This is a genomic window from Halopseudomonas sp. 4NH20-0008 (assembly GCF_057548395.1).
Genome location: NZ_BAAJMD010000005.1, coordinates 158,828 through 173,473, shown reverse-complemented (window position 1 = coordinate 173,473; position 14,646 = coordinate 158,828). Strand labels below are relative to the sequence as shown.

General features: G+C 59.4%; 12 protein-coding genes. 6 read left to right on the top strand and 6 right to left on the bottom strand.

Annotated features, from left to right (window positions below; genetic code table 11):
* Positions 1-151 precede the first annotated feature (151 nt).
* Both AC27HQ_RS07225 and AC27HQ_RS07220 read right to left on the bottom strand, forming a co-directional pair.
* A complete protein-coding gene (locus AC27HQ_RS07225) occupies positions 152-1,294 on the bottom strand; it encodes an acyl-CoA dehydrogenase family protein (RefSeq protein ID WP_487155470.1) in 1,143 nt (380 codons plus the stop codon).
* A 19-nt stretch (positions 1,295-1,313) separates the two neighbouring features.
* The gene (locus AC27HQ_RS07220) at positions 1,314-2,492 is read right to left on the bottom strand and encodes an acyl-CoA dehydrogenase family protein (RefSeq protein WP_487155469.1); all 1,179 of its coding nucleotides are present in this window, start codon (positions 2,490-2,492) and stop codon (positions 1,314-1,316) included.
* Positions 2,493-2,757: 265 nt separating this feature from the next.
* Here AC27HQ_RS07220 and AC27HQ_RS07215 point away from each other — a divergent pair, with 265 nt between their 5' ends.
* Together AC27HQ_RS07215 and AC27HQ_RS07210 are read left to right on the top strand one after the other, a co-directional pair.
* Complete coding sequence (locus AC27HQ_RS07215) at positions 2,758-4,233, top strand: flavin-containing monooxygenase (protein WP_487155468.1); 1,476 nt, start codon at positions 2,758-2,760, stop codon at positions 4,231-4,233.
* The gene (locus AC27HQ_RS07210) at positions 4,217-5,209 is read left to right on the top strand and encodes an alpha/beta hydrolase (RefSeq protein WP_487155467.1); all 993 of its coding nucleotides are present in this window, start codon (positions 4,217-4,219) and stop codon (positions 5,207-5,209) included. The genes AC27HQ_RS07215 and AC27HQ_RS07210 overlap by 17 nt, the downstream gene beginning before the upstream one ends.
* Here the strand turns inward: AC27HQ_RS07210 and AC27HQ_RS07205 are convergent.
* On the bottom strand, positions 5,127-6,416 hold the full coding sequence (locus AC27HQ_RS07205; protein ID WP_487155466.1) for an ABC1 kinase family protein: 1,290 nt from the start codon (positions 6,414-6,416) through the stop codon (positions 5,127-5,129). The two genes, AC27HQ_RS07210 and AC27HQ_RS07205, sit on opposite strands and share 83 nt — an antisense overlap.
* A 179-nt stretch (positions 6,417-6,595) precedes the next feature.
* Here AC27HQ_RS07205 and AC27HQ_RS07200 point away from each other — a divergent pair, with 179 nt between their 5' ends.
* On the top strand, positions 6,596-7,528 hold the full coding sequence (locus AC27HQ_RS07200; RefSeq protein WP_487155465.1) for a LysR family transcriptional regulator: 933 nt from the start codon (positions 6,596-6,598) through the stop codon (positions 7,526-7,528).
* An 11-nt stretch (positions 7,529-7,539) separates the two neighbouring features.
* Here AC27HQ_RS07200 and AC27HQ_RS07195 read toward each other — a convergent pair whose 3' ends face one another.
* On the bottom strand, positions 7,540-9,054 hold the full coding sequence (locus tag AC27HQ_RS07195; protein WP_487155464.1) for a YdgA family protein: 1,515 nt from the start codon (positions 9,052-9,054) through the stop codon (positions 7,540-7,542).
* 196 nt (positions 9,055-9,250) lie between these two features.
* Between AC27HQ_RS07195 and AC27HQ_RS07190 the strand changes: the two genes are divergently transcribed.
* A complete protein-coding gene (locus AC27HQ_RS07190) occupies positions 9,251-10,102 on the top strand; it encodes an acyl-CoA thioesterase (protein ID WP_487155463.1) in 852 nt (283 codons plus the stop codon).
* A 20-nt stretch (positions 10,103-10,122) separates the two neighbouring features.
* On the opposite strand, the gene AC27HQ_RS07185 is transcribed toward AC27HQ_RS07190, so the two are convergent.
* Entirely contained in the window at positions 10,123-11,229 is a 1,107-nt protein-coding gene (locus tag AC27HQ_RS07185; protein ID WP_487155462.1) for a PilT/PilU family type 4a pilus ATPase, read from the bottom strand.
* A 276-nt stretch (positions 11,230-11,505) separates the two neighbouring features.
* Between AC27HQ_RS07185 and AC27HQ_RS07180 the strand changes: the two genes are divergently transcribed.
* Both AC27HQ_RS07180 and AC27HQ_RS07175 read left to right on the top strand, forming a co-directional pair.
* Positions 11,506-12,801 carry a response regulator gene (locus AC27HQ_RS07180; RefSeq protein ID WP_487155461.1) on the top strand — a complete coding sequence of 432 codons (1,296 nt, stop codon included), beginning with the start codon at positions 11,506-11,508 and terminating at the stop codon, positions 12,799-12,801.
* Positions 12,802-13,023: 222 nt separating this feature from the next.
* The gene (locus AC27HQ_RS07175; protein ID WP_487155460.1) at positions 13,024-14,331 is read left to right on the top strand and encodes a hypothetical protein; all 1,308 of its coding nucleotides are present in this window, start codon (positions 13,024-13,026) and stop codon (positions 14,329-14,331) included.
* Between the two features lie 16 nt (positions 14,332-14,347).
* Here the strand turns inward: AC27HQ_RS07175 and AC27HQ_RS07170 are convergent, their stop codons facing one another.
* Positions 14,348-14,641: a copper-binding protein gene (locus AC27HQ_RS07170; protein ID WP_487155459.1), complete on the bottom strand. Its 294-nt coding sequence runs from the start codon at positions 14,639-14,641 to the stop codon at positions 14,348-14,350.
* Positions 14,642-14,646: the final 5 nt, after the last annotated feature.

The window sequence follows — 14,646 nt, the reverse complement described above, 5'->3', positions numbered from 1 at the left end:
TGCTTCCCAACAGAGGTGTGTGCAACAAGAGTAATCAGGCCGCTGCGCGCTGACCAGTAGCAAATAGGCTAAGCCTGCTTCTGCGGAACAGAAACGACACAGGCCGGAACGAGCCGGCCTGCGGGTATAACAGACTGCCTGTTATTACGGGTCAATAACCGCGCAGCGAGGCAAAGCGGTCCGCGTGGAAGCGGTAATCACCAAACAGCTGCTGCAAGGGCCGCGCGCGCTTGATGAACAGACCTACATCAAACTCATCGGTCATGCCCATGCCGCCGTGCATCTGGATGGCCTCGTTGGTCGCCAGCTCGGCCACTTCACTGGCTTTGGCCTTGGCCAGACTGACCAGTACCGGCGCCTGGGCATCGCCCTCATCCAGCGCAATCAAGGCCTTGATCACTACCGACTTGACCAGCTCGATCTCACTGAACAGGTGCGCGCAACGGTGCTGCAAGCCTTGGAACGACCCCAGGGTCACACCGAACTGCTTGCGTTCCTGCAGGTATTTCACCGTCACTTCAAAGGCCTGAGAGGCAATCCCGAGCAGCTCGGCGGCGATCTGCGCATTGGCGACATCAAACAACGCCTCCAGCACGGCAAACCCTTGCCCGGTCTGACCCAGCAAAGCAGCCGAACCAAGCTGCACATCCTTGAAACGGATAATCGCCGCATTGCGGCTATCGACCATACTGGTGCGCTCAATACTGACCCCGGCAGTCTGAGCATCAACCAGGAACAGGCTGATGCCGTCACGGTCCTGCACGGCGCCAGCCGTGCGCGCCGAGACAATCAGGGTGTTGGCCACATGGCCGTCAATCACAAAGCCCTTCTCGCCATTCAGCAGGTAACCCTCGCCCTGAGCCTTAGCCGTGGTCGCCACTCGAGACGGAGCATGGCGCGCCGCCTCATCCACCGCCAGCGCAGTCAGCAGACGACCTTCGGCGATGGCTGGCAGCATGTCCTGCTGCTGCGCCGGGGTGCCGGCCAATTGCAGGGCACAGACACCCAGTACGGCGGTCGAGAGCAGCGGCGACGCACTCAGGTTGCGCCCGGCCTGCTCGAATACCTGACCCATGCCAACATGGCCAAAGGCTGAGCCACCAAAGGACTCAGCCAGCAGCGTGCCAACAAAACCCATCTCCACCATGCTTTGCCACAGCTCACGGGAAAAGCCGGTTTCATCGCGGCTGTCGCGCAGTTGCCGCAACTGGCTGATCGGCGCCTGCTCGGCGAGAAAACCCTTGGCGGCGTCACGCAGCATCTGCTGCTCTTCATTCAATACCAACATTGCCATTGTTCTGTCCTCTGTCCGCTCACTGGAGCCCAAGAATGTTGCGGGCGATCACGTTCAGCTGCACCTCAGAGGTGCCACCTTCGATCGAGTTACCCTTGGAGCGCAACCAGCTGCGTGGCAGTTGGCCCTCTTTCCAGGCGGTGCCCTCCCAGACCATAGCGTCACTGCCGGCCAGGGCGATCATCAGCTCCTGGCGGCGCTTGTTCAATTCAGTGCCGTAGTACTTGAGCATGGCCGAGGCCGCGCCAACGCCCTGCCCGGACTTGGCTTCATCCACTACCCGCTCGGCGGTCAGCTCAAAGGCCTTGGCATCCAGATCCCAGCGCGTAACGTCACTGCGCAGATACCCATCGGACAACTTGCCGTTCTCCAGGCCAATGTGCTCGGCGGCAAACTCCGGCAGGGTCTTCTGGCCCGCGGCGGTGCGGCCCATGCCACCGATCATTTCGCGCTCATGGGTCAACAGATACTTGGCAATGGTCCAGCCGGCGTTGATTTCACCGACCACCTGACTCTTCTCTACTCGCACGTTGTCAAGGAAGGTTTCGCAGAAGGGCGAGCTACCGGAAATCAGCTTGATTGGCCGGGTCGTAACGCCGGGGGAGGTCATGTCAAACAGCACCAGACTGATACCCAGCTGCTTCTTGGCTTCGGCGTTGGTGCGCACCAGACAGAACATCCAGTCGGCCTTGTCGGCATAGGAAGTCCAGATCTTCTGGCCGTTGACGATAAAATGATCGCCCTGGTCCTCGGCCTTGGTCTGCAGCCCGGCCAAGTCAGAACCGGCACCCGGCTCACTATAGCCCTGACACCAGCGGATCTCGCCGCGCACAATCGGTGGCAAGTGCTGGCGCTTGAGCTCCTCGGAGCCAAACTTGAGAATCGCCGGGCCGATCATCCACACGCCAAAACTCGACAGGGCCGGCCGCGCACGCAGGCGCGCCAGCTCTTCACGCAAGACCTTGTGCTCGGCGGAACTCAGGCCGCCACCGCCGTATTCAACCGGCCAGTCCGGCGCCGTCCAGCCCTTGTCGGCCATGCGCTGCAACCAGAGTTTCTGGTCCTCACTCTGAAACTGAAAGCCGCGACCGCCCCAGCACTGATCGCCTTCGCTGGTCATCGGGGCACGCATGCTCTGCGGGCAGTTCTCTTCCAACCAGGCACGGGTCTGCTGGCGGAACGCATCCAGATCGGTCACGGGAGTATCTCCTCAGTTGAGCGGGTAAAGCGTCACAATACGCCGGCGCACGCCGCATGGCAGCGCCTTTGATTAACGGAATGATGATTCATTCAATATGCTAATGGAAATCCGGCGCCTGAATTGCCCGGAGTTATGAGCAAATTTATCTGCCGGCCATCCGGGGCTGTCACGTATCCCCCTGTGCATGGCCGTTCAGGCCACTATGCAGTAACCCTGGGTTGGCTATGATGATGCTCTTTCCCAGTCTCCCGTGGATAGATCAATGCACGCAAACAGGCCCGCGTCTGACCCGCTAGACGTACTGATCATAGGCGCCGGTTTTGGCGGACTGGGGCTGGGGATTCGACTGGATAAAGCCGGTATCAGCGATTTTCTGATCCTTGATAAAGGCCGTGACGTCGGGGGTACCTGGCGTGACAATCACTACCCCGGCGCCGCCTGCGATGTGCCCTCGCACCTCTACTCCTTCTCCTTCGAACCCAAGGCCGACTGGCACTGCCGCTACGCTGGGCAAGCCGAGATCCTTGAGTACATGCAGCATTGCGTACGCAAGTATCAGCTCGCTACCCGGCTGCGCCTGGGTCGCGAAGTCAGCCGTGCCGAGTTTGATGCGGCCAGCGGTCTCTGGCAGGTCAGTTGCAGCAACGGCGAGACGCTCAGCGCCCGCTGCCTGGTCAGTGCCTGCGGCCAGCTCAACCGGCCAATCTACCCACAGATTGATGGCCGTGACAGCTTCGCCGGACCGGCCTTTCACTCAGCCTGCTGGCAGCATGAGGTTGATCTGCAGGGCAAGCGCGTTGCGGTGATTGGCACCGGCGCCTCAGCCATCCAGTTCGTGCCGCCGGTCGCCGAGCAGGCCGCCGAGCTACTGTTATTCCAGCGCAGTGCCGCCTATGTCATCAGCAAGGATGACGCGCCCTACAGCCCCCAAAACCAACGCCTGTTCCAGCGCCTGCCACTACTCTTGAAGCTGAGTCGCAGCTGGCATTATCTGACCCACGAAATCCGCGCGCTGGCCTTTATCCGTTTTCCCGGCCTGATGAAGCTGCTGGAAAAAGGCTTTCACGCCCACCTGCGCAAGGGTGTCAGCAACCCGGAAAAACGCCGACTGTTGCTACCTGACTACCCGATGGGCTGCAAACGCATGCTGATCAGTGACGACTTCTATCCGGCCATCGATCAGGACAAGGTCCAGCTGGTGACCGAGCCGATTAGCCGCATTACTGCCGAGGGCATCGAGACCGCGTCAGGACAATGCCACCACGTCGATGTGATCATTTACGGCACTGGTTTTGCAGCCAGCGATTTTCTTGCGCCCATGCAGATTATCGGCCTGCATGGCAGTGAACTGAATCAGGCCTGGCAATCCGGCGCCGAGGCCTACAAGGGCATCAGCGTCAGTGGCTTCCCGAATCTGTTTCTGCTCTATGGCCCCAATACCAACCTGGGCCATAACTCGATCATTTATATGCTGGAGAGTCAGTTCAACTACGTGATTGACTGCATCGACCGACTGCAACGCCATGGCCTGCGTTATATGGATGTCAAATCCGCACGGCAGGACAGCTATAACCAAGGGCTGCAAAAAGCCCTGGGCAAGACCATCTGGAGTCGCGGCTGTCACAGCTGGTACCAGACCGCCGAGGGCAAGCACACCAATAACTGGCCCGGTTACACCTTCAGTTACCGGCACCTGACCCGTCACCCGACATGGACTGATTATGACTTCACAGGCTGATTACACTGCCCCGGACCCAGGCCAGGGACTGCTGCGCGGATTGCTGCGCTTTTTCATGAAGTGGCTGTTCCGCGGACTGATTCGCCCCGCCGTACCGATTGCTGTGCAACGCCTGGTGATTCGCCTGCTGACCGCCGCCATGCCGGTCAGTCGTGGCGTCAGCCGTACACGGGAGATCATCGCTGGACAGCACTGCGAATGGCATCGTCCGCATGCTGGCGGTCAGGGACGGGTCATGCTCTACCTGCACGGCGGCGCCTATCTGATTGGTTCGCCCGCCACCCACCGCTTGCTGTGCGCCAAGCTGGCCAGTCTGACGCAGATGGATGTCTGCGTGATTGACTACCGTCTTGCGCCGGAACACCGCCTGCCAGCCCCGCGAGAAGATGCGGTAGCGGCCTACCAGGCGCTACTGCAGCGCGGCTATGCTCCGGCCAGCATAGTGATCGCCGGCGACTCGGCCGGTGCGCACCTGACCCTGATCACCGCGCTCGAGCTCAAGGCCCGGCAACTGCCGCTGCCCGCTGCCCTGGTGTGTTTCTCGCCGGTCGTGGACTTTACTGCGGAGCACCTGAACAACCCGGTTGCCGGTGATCCGTTGTTGAACATGAGCTGGATAGAGCAGGCCGCCGACCTGGTTTGCGAACCCGGCATGAACCGCCGCGATCCGATGCTATCGCCGATCAATGCCGACCTGAGCGGCCTGCCACCCCTGTTGATCCAGGTGGCCGAAGAAGAACTGCTGCTGAATGACAGCCTGCGCTTTGCCGAGGCTGCCAGAGCAGCCGGAGTCAGGGTCCAGCTGGAGTTTTTTCCACGTCTCTGGCACGTCTTTCAGGCCAACACCGGCCTGCTGAAAATGGCCGATCTGGCCCTGCAACGGGTCGCCAACTTCACTGCACTGCACCTGCCTGCCACGCCTGTAGATGCGGCTCCAGCAACGCCGCCAGTGGCAGGCACACCCCAAGTCGAGTAAAGCTCCAGTAATGCCCTTCCAGCACCCGGTTGACCAGAATGGTCGCGGGTGCCGGTTGCAGGCTGCCAAGTCGTGCCAGCACGTCAGGTACCAGTGTCTGGACCTGAGCATGCAGCCCACTGGCGGCAAAATCCCACTGCGCTGCAGGCTGAATCAGTGGTCCCAACAAGTCCTGTAACTGACGATACAACGCCCATGGCACAGGCGTGCCCGGCTGACGCAGACCCAGGGCTTGAAAGCCATCTTCCAGCTGCTCCGCACTGCCCGCCTGCAAAGCGCGATAGCACTGGCTATAGGCCGCCAGCAGATCAGCACCCATGGATTGCATGCAGCCAAAATCATAGGCAATCAGCTGCCCCTGGGGTGTGTAGGCAAAATTGCCGGCATGTGGATCAGCGTGCAACTCACCGAATTCAAAGGCCTGACGGCACAACCAGTGCACAAGCGTCTGAGCCAACTGCTCGCGCAGTGCCGGCGATGCATCGGCGACCTTTGCAAAGGGCAGGCCCGGCAGGTAACTCAGCGCCAGCACACCGGGGCGGCAGAGCGCCGGCAGGGGCTCAGGCACCAGCACCCGATCACAGCCCTTGAAGTGCAGATGATAACGCTGCAGTCGTCGCATTTCCGCCGCATAGTCCAGCTCCTCGGCAACACTGCGAGCCAACTGGGCATGCACTGCCTCCAGTTGAGCGGCAGGCGCACGAAACAGACGGCCGAGCGGCAACAGACGCCGCAGCTGCTTGAGATCAGCCGCGCAGATGGCAGCAATGCCCGGATACTGGATTTTCAATACCAGATCCCGCCCCTCAGCGCTGACGGCACGGTGAACCTGACCCAGCGATGCGGCGGCAAAGGGTTCAGCCTCGATGTGCTGAAAATAAACGCCCAGGTCAGGACCATAAACCGCCTTGAGCTGCCCTTCTATGTCACTGAATGCCATTGCCGGTACGCGATTTTGCAGGCTCGCCAGGGCGTTGATGATCGGCGCAGGCAGAACGCCCTGCCACTGCGAAGCCATTTGCCCGAGCTTGAGCACAGGTCCTTTCATCTGCCCCAGAACCTCGGTCAGCAAATCACCAACAGGTTGCCAGTCGATGCCGGCACGGCCATGCAGCAGACGCTGCCCCAGCACGCCACCGGCAATACGGGTAGCCGTGGTGGAGAGGCGGATGAAACGACCCAGCGATGACGAGGATGGCGCTTTCAAAGGCAAATTCCACAAGAGGAAAGTTTGTCAGTGTGGTGCGCGGCCTGCCCAGGCAGCAAGCACCTTAAGGTAAGCAAAGATAACCCGCTCGGCGGGTTGGCGTGGAAAAGGTCGCAGGATGGTCGACGCACGCGCATACTTGTTGCGCATCCTCTTTAGCCAGACAATGCAGGCTCCGCATGTCCAACTTACAGCAGCTACGCCACTTCGTCGCCCTCGCCGAGCAAGGTCACTTTGCCCGTGCAGCGGAAACCGTCAACCTCAGTCAGCCCGCGCTGAGTCGCAGCATTCAAGCGCTGGAGGCCAGCCTTGATTGCAAGCTGCTGGATCGCCATACCCGCGGCATCAGCCTGACCGCACACGGCCAGTTGGTGCTGGAACATGCCCAGCGTCTGTTGGCCGGCAGCCGCGCACTGAAAAATGCCGTCAGCCAACTGGGCAACCTTCAGGCGGGGGAACTGCGACTCGGCGCCGGCCCCTATCCCGCAGCCCGCTTGGTGCCAGCCGCTTTGGGACAACTGGCCACTGATTATCCGGGGATTCGAGTCGCACTGTTGATTGATAACTGGCGCGATTTGCGCGCACGCCTATTGGCTGACGACATTGAGTTGTTTGTGGCCGATATCCGTGACTTTGTCGATGACCCACTACTCAACATAGAGCCGCTGGGCGTGCATCACGGCGTCATTTTTTGCCGCCCCGATCACCCGCTGACAGCGCTGACTGCAATCACATCCAGCGACCTCTGGGCCTACCCTCTGGCCGCAACTCAGATGCCTGAAGAGGTCGCCGAGGAGTTCAAGTCATTCAGCGGTAGAGAGAGTCCGGTGAGTATTCAGTGTGACAACTTCATGGTGCTCAAAGCACTGGTCGCGCAAAGCGATGTACTCAGCACCGCACCCTGGGATGTGGTTGCACATGAGGTCAATGCTGGTCGCCTGAGTGTTCTGACGTTAAGTGACAACAGTTTCAGACAACACTCGGCCTATGGGCTGGTCAGCCGTGCCGACCATAGTCTGTCACCAGCCGCGCAGGCCATGCGCCAGGTAATACTGCAGATCGATCAGCACCACAATTTTGCCCCGCCAGAACAGGATGTCGGGCAGGGCTGACGCCATGGATTTTAACGCGCGTCGATTGCTTCAAGATCCCGCATCAGGCGCTCAACCTCAGCCTGAATCTCGGCATCCGACATTTGTTCGATGTCTGGCTGTGGGGCACTCGGCATCGTGGACGCAAACAGATCGTCCAGCTCGTCAACCGCCACGGGATTGCCGTTGATCTCCAGTTGACCCTCGGCATACACCAGGTCGGTGCGCAGATCGTCGCCTTCTACACGGGCCAGTTTGCTGGCCTGGGCCATGTCTTCCAGCATGTCGATCAACACCTCGGCTTCCATGGCCAGTTCGTCACTGCTCAGCCCAGGCTGGAACAGCCCTTTATAGGACACCAGATCCCGGAGCATGGGCTTGGACAACTTCAGTTGCCCATCAACCCGCGCAATGATCTGACGCAGCAAGGTTTCATCTTCCAGCTCGAAGGACTCGGGTGCCGCCAGCTCAAATGCCAGACTCAGCCGGCTTTCACCATTGGCCGTTCGCACGTCAAGGGACTCCAACGCCAAACGGGGTTTGCCCGCAAGCAGTTGCGCCACAACAACTTGCATCTCATCCATGTGATCGTCGATATCAGCGTCGGTCTGGACCGAGGTCATGACCTGATTGTAGAAACGATTCAGCTCGGCCACCGCTTTGCCGTCAAGGCGAGAAAAGCGCCAGGCACTGCTCATTGAGCCCAGTGTCTGGCCGGCATAATTGACTGAACCCAGGTCAAAATCCATTTCGCTGGTCAGTTGCCCGTCCTGCTCAAGGAGCGTGTCACTCGAGCTTAGCGCCAGAACTTCCAGGGTCTTTTTGTTGCTCGCGGTAAAGGCCATACGCGCCAGATCAAGCTGGCTTGAACCCAGATAAAGGCCATCGGCGTTCTGCGTGCGATCCATATTGATGACCAGATCATTCATGCTCATCTGAACCGACAGCAGGCCATCCAGCTTCAGCGTCAGTGCCTCCATATTCCCGGACAGGACAATTTTTTCGCCCAGCTTGTCGGTACTCAGGTTGGCATTGAAGCCAGAAAAGGTCATGTCCAGATCTTCGTCCTGCAGTGTCATGGGCACCAGCGTCAATTGCGCATCAATGTGCTGGTCATAGCCCATGACACTGGTCATGTTCATAGGTGAGTGTCCACCCGTGGCATTGAACAGACCGCCCAGAACTTCACTGTCTTTCATGCTGGTCTGGCTGTAAGCCATGACCGGCATGAACTGCAAGCGACTCAAGCGTGACAGCGGAAAGGGACCATGTTCGATGCGGTCGGACAGCGCCAGCAAAAGGGTCTCGTCACCCTCGTCGTCAACGACAATGCGGTATTCCGCCTGGCTACTGAACAGGCCGCGCTCAAAGTGGGACAGCTCCATGCGCAGCTCACCATCCGGGAACAGCTCGAGGAACTTCTCGTTGGTGCGCTGCAGCGCTTCGGTCAACGCTCCTTCCACTCGACTGCCGGTATACCACGCGCCTGCAGTGCCCGCTGCCAGTAGCGCTACCAAGGCGGAGGCCGCAATCCCTGTCTTGTTCATCTTGTCGAAATCCTTGATCAAATCCACGTTAAAGAAGCCGAACTTTAGGCTATTCAACTGCAGCTGTCAGCCCTGAGACCGGACAATGACCCTGCATTCCTCCGACTTATCCACGCCAGTCAGCGGTTGCAGCCGATCAGCGACCGGCCCATGCTTACGCTCTATTCCGTTTACGCAGCCAGGAACAGCCAAGACCATGAGCGCCCCAAGTCACTTCGAATGCCACTTAACCCCGCGCTATACCGATCTCGACACCTGGCGACACGTCAACAACTCGCGCATCTATCAACTGCATCAAGAGGCGCGAATCCTGGCGCAGATTGACCTGCTCGGCAAGGACGCCTGGTTTTCTGACACAGTGCGTCTCAGACCCCTGCGCAGCATTACCCAATACCGCCAGGTCAGTTGGTACGGCAGCGATCTGACTGCTCGCCTAACCTATCTGGGCTGCGATCAGCATAGTTATCGGGTACGCAATGAGCTGTATCAGAACAGCGAGCTGGTGGGCACCCAGGACTGCCTGATTGGCGGCTACGAAAACGGCCAGCGGGTTGAGCTGCCTCAGGCAACGCATGAACTGATACAACAGCTAAGTGGCGAAAGTCCCGAGCCGCTGCCTGAAGCCCGCTACTTGAGCCTGCTGGATAGGGTAGAAGGGTTTCCGGTGCATCAGCAGCTGACACCGCGCTATGCCGACCTGGATGCCGATAGCCAGCGCAGTGAGGCGGCGCTGGCGCGCTATATTGAACAGGCCCGCTTTGGCGGCATCCGTCAGCTTGACCTGCAGGGTCTGGGCATACTGATTGCCTCAGCCGATATCAGCTTTGCGCATTTTCAGCCGGGCTGGCCGCCGGTTGATCTGGCGTCGGGCATCAGCCATATCGGTAATACGTCCTTTGTGTTTACCGCCTGTGTGCGCGCCAAGGGCGAGGTGCAGGCCGCTGCCAACAGCGTGATGGTGGTGATTGATCAACAAAGCGGACGCCCCGCGCCGATCCCTGCGCAACTACGTGAGTCTCTGCAGACCTGGCATATCGGCAGCGCCTGAGCGAACTAGGTATCCCTCTGTCAATCGGCGTCGCGCATCACCTTAAGCTCCGAATCAGCCTGGGCAAAACCATGCTCAAGCTTGGTCTTGAGCAACAGATCGGTGCGTGAGTCGGCATGGTGCAAGGCCTCATCCATGCTGATCTCACCCGCCTCCAGCAGCATGTACAGGTGCTGATCAAAGGTTTGCAGACCCAGCTCGCGGCTACGCCCCATGGCTGAGCGTATCTCACCCAATTCATCTCGTGCGATCAGATCGACGATATAGGGCGTGCGCAACAGCAGCTCTACTGCTGGCAATCGTTTCTTGCGCGTGCCACGCAACAATCGCTGACCAACCACCGCAGCCAGGTTCATGGAAATATCACCCAGCACCTGCTGGCGACTGTCCTTGGGAAACAGATTGATCATCCGCTCAATCGCCTGCACGGTATTGGTTGCATGCAGGGTAGCCAGTACCAGGTGACCGGTTTCACTGTAGTGCAGCGCATGCTGCATGGTTTCGCGATCACGGATTTCACCAATCATGATGACATCCGGCGACTCGCGGAGCACATTGCGCAGGGCCTCGGCAAAACTGAAGGTGTCCAGTCCGACCTCACGCTGATTGACGATCGACAGCTTGTGTTGATGCAGAAACTCCACAGGCTCTTCAATGCAGATGATATGCCCGGTCTGGTGGGTATTGCGGTAGTCAATCATGGACGCCAGGGTGGTTGACTTGCCGGAGCCGGCAGCGCCGATCACCAACACCAACCCGCGGTCGAGCATCACCAGCTCACGCAGTTTCAACGGCAAGCCGAGCGCTTCAATGCCAGGAATCACGTTATTGATATGACGGATGACCATGGCCACCTCGCCACGCTGGTAAAACACATTGATCCTGAAACGACCGGCGCCGGGGATACCGATACCCAGATTCATCTCCAGCGTGCGCTCGAACTCGGCAATCTGTTTCTGGTTCATCAACTGATAGGCCAGTTGCTTGACCATGCCACTTTCAAGCGGCAAGCCATCCAGCGCAACCACCTCACCATCGCGTTTCAGATTGACCGGCGCACCGACACTGAAATACAGATCCGAGCCAGACTGCTCAACCATGGCATGCAAGAAACTGAAAACATCCATAAGGATCCTTGTTATTTTTCCAAAACAAACACAGCTAACAGCAACCACTATAGCTGCGTACAGCCATCAGGCAGACGGCTTATTGTGACCAGGTAATTGGCTTCAGCTGCCATGTCTAACCAAGGCCCGTGTTTACTGCGTCCTAGCCCATATGGGCGATAGTTCTTTTCAGCCTTTTTAGTCCTAATCAAGTAAAGGTTGCGTGCATGCCGTTGGCAGCAACCACCTATAACAACAAGGCTTTCGTCAGCCTGCTGCACTGATTCAGGGACGGTCATGGGCTCCAAACGCGCACTGGTGGTAGACGACTCCCGCTCTGCCCGACTGGTACTAAAACGTCTGCTGCGGGAACACGGCATCGTTGTTGATGAGGCGGTTTCAGCCGAGGATGCGCTGGAATACCTGCTGTACAACAAACCCCACGCCATCTTCATGGACCATATGATGCCCGGCATCGATGGTCTGGAGGCCGTGCGCATTATCAAGAGCGACCCCGATACCGCCTTGATCCCGATCATGATGTATACCTCGCGCGACGGCGGCGAAGTCTATCTGAGCCAGGCCCGCGCTTTGGGTGCCGTGGGCGTACTGCCCAAGGAAATGAAGTCCGTTGACCTGTTGGCCGTCCTCAACTCGCTGCATTTGCTGGACGACCCCAGCTCCGCCATCAGCACAGCCAGCAGCCCCGCTGCCGAGCCGGTCATGGCCGAAGCGGAGCCGCTATCGGCCTCGCGGGAAATTGAAGCGCTGGCCCGTGATGCCGCCGATGAGGCCATGATCCGGCTGCTCAAGCCGCACCTTGACCAGCAAACGCAAAAACTCCGCGCCAGCATGGTCTCCGAACTGCGCACCATGGCCGACCAACTGAACAATATTGACCTGCGCCCAGCGCCCAGGCGCTGGCCAAGCCTGCTCGGTGGTGCATTGCTGGGCATGCTGCTGAGTCTTGGCTTGTACAATCTGCTGCTGGCTGACAACGGCGCCGCTGCGGGTCCAGGCGCCGTGATGGACAGCCCGACAGCTGATAGCCCACTCAATCGCCAGCTACAAGATGCGTTGGCACAGCAACGCAGCAGAACGGACAGTGAGAAGAACGCACTTCTGCGTGCGCTGGAATGGTCGCTGAGCCGTCAGGGGCAGTTCGGGTTTGCTGACGTGCCCTTCAATGACCAGAAGTTGAACGAGCTCACAGCACTGATTCAATCGCTGCACCAGGGCGGCTTTCAGGGTCGTATCCAGCTCACCGCGCACACGGGGCAATTCTGTCTGGTGCAGGATGAGCGTGGCAGCATGACCCTGGCCCCCGACGCCCTTCCAGCGGCCGACTGTGAAGTTATCAGCAGTGAGCTGGAGCGTCTGCAGCGCAGTGGCGCCCAGGAAACCCTGGCTTTTGCCAACTTTGCCAAGCGTCAGCCAGTGGTCGAGGGCAGCCGCATTCGCCTGGTGATCAACCCACCCCAGGATAACCGGCCGCAGGTGGACTATCCGCAGATCGACCGCTTCCTCACGGCTGGCGAGTGGAACGCCATTGCCCGGCAGAACCAGCGTATTGAAGTACGCCTGACACCCTGAGCCCTGCCCGCACTCGCTTCTACTCACCCAAGAGAGGCTGACGCTAGCCACGTGTGGTAGCTACGTACCATAACCGGCGAACCTGATTGCCTGCGTGACTGCGTGCAGCCTATGCTGTTGTGAAAAAATCCTGTTCCCGAACTCAGCGCAAGCCGTCCAAGCTGCCGCCGGTCTGGCAAGAACGGGAAAGCACAAGCACTCAGACTGCCACATGGAACAGCAATGACTGACAGCGCCGTCGCTACCTTGACCAACACCCTGAACAAGGACTGCTTTTGCATCAGCCTGGATCAGCAGGCTCTCCGCAGCGCAATCGAGTCCGGAGTAGGGCAACCTGATCTGTTCGAGCTGCTGCAGACACGTTGCCCAACCCTGTTTGCCAGCCGCCCGGTGTTTGTCTCAGACACCCACATGGCTCGCATGCAGGAATTGATCACGGCGATTGAATCGGTGCTGGCCATGCCGGCCTATCAACAGCACGTGCTGGCTAAAGCACCGGCTATCGCCCGCCATCCCAGCACCGCATCCGGGGTCTTCATGGGCTATGACTTCCATGTCACGGAGAGCGGTTTCGGGCTGATCGAAATCAACACCAATGCCGGCGGTGCCATGCTCAATACCCTATTGGCCCGCGCGCAACGGGCCTGCTGCATGGAAGTAGAAGGTCTGATACCGCCTCCGGCACTGGCCGAGGCCATGGAGCAGGCTATTGTTGCCATGTTCCGCCAGGAATGGGCGCAATCCGGCCACAGCCTGCCACTGCGCAGCATCGCGATAGTCGATAGCGCGCCGCAGGAACAATACCTCTATGGTGAGTTTCTGCTGTTCCAGCAACTGTTCGAAGCGCACGGCATTCGCAGTGTAATTACCGATCCAGCCGAGCTGACGCTGCGCGGCCAGCGTCTGATGCACGCCGATCTGGAGATTGACCTGGTCTATAACCGGCTGACTGATTTCCTGCTCGATGACCCGGCCCATGCGGTATTGCGTAGTGCCTATCTGGACGACCAGGTGGTGCTGTCGCCCAACCCGCGCGCCCATGCGCTCTATGCCAACAAGCATAATCTGGTGCTGCTCAGCCAGGCAGAGACGCTGACCGAGCTCGGTGTCCCTGACAGTACACAGGCCATCTTGCTGGCAGGCATTCCACGCACCCGCCAGGTCACTACCGCCAACTCAGACGCGCTATGGCAGGCACGCAAGGGGCTTTTTTTCAAACCCAGCGCAGGCTACGGCGGGCGCGCAACCTACCGTGGCGACAAGCTGACCCACAGGGTCTGGCAGGATATTCTGGCTGGCGACTACGTCGCCCAGGCACTGGTAGCACCCGGACAGAGGGCGCTATCAGCCGGACCTGATGGTCCAATACTCAAGTTCGACCTGCGCAACTACGTCTATCAAGGTCAGGTACAGTGGGTCGCAGCCCGCCTGTATCAGGGTCAAACCACCAACTTTCGCACGCCCGGAGGTGGTTTTGCGCCGGTCTATCAGGCCAGCAGCAACAGCGTCGGCTGCATGCCGCTGGCCTGACAGATGACGAGCTGTCTTACTCGGCCTTTTCCAGCGCGGTCACCACATAACTGCCGTCCTCATTTTCGGCCCGAAAGCGGACCTGATCACCGGCCGCCAGCCCCTTCAGATCCACACCCTCGGCCAGGCGAAACACCATGGTCATGGGGGGCATCTTCAGATTATCGATCGGCCCGTGGCGCAGGGTGACGCGCTGACCGGCCTGATCAATCCGCCGCAACTCGCCCTCGCTCATGGCCACCGGGCTGTCTGCCAGGGCAGAAACCGCGGTAATCAGACTCAACACACAGACTGCGAATAACTTTTTCATTTTCT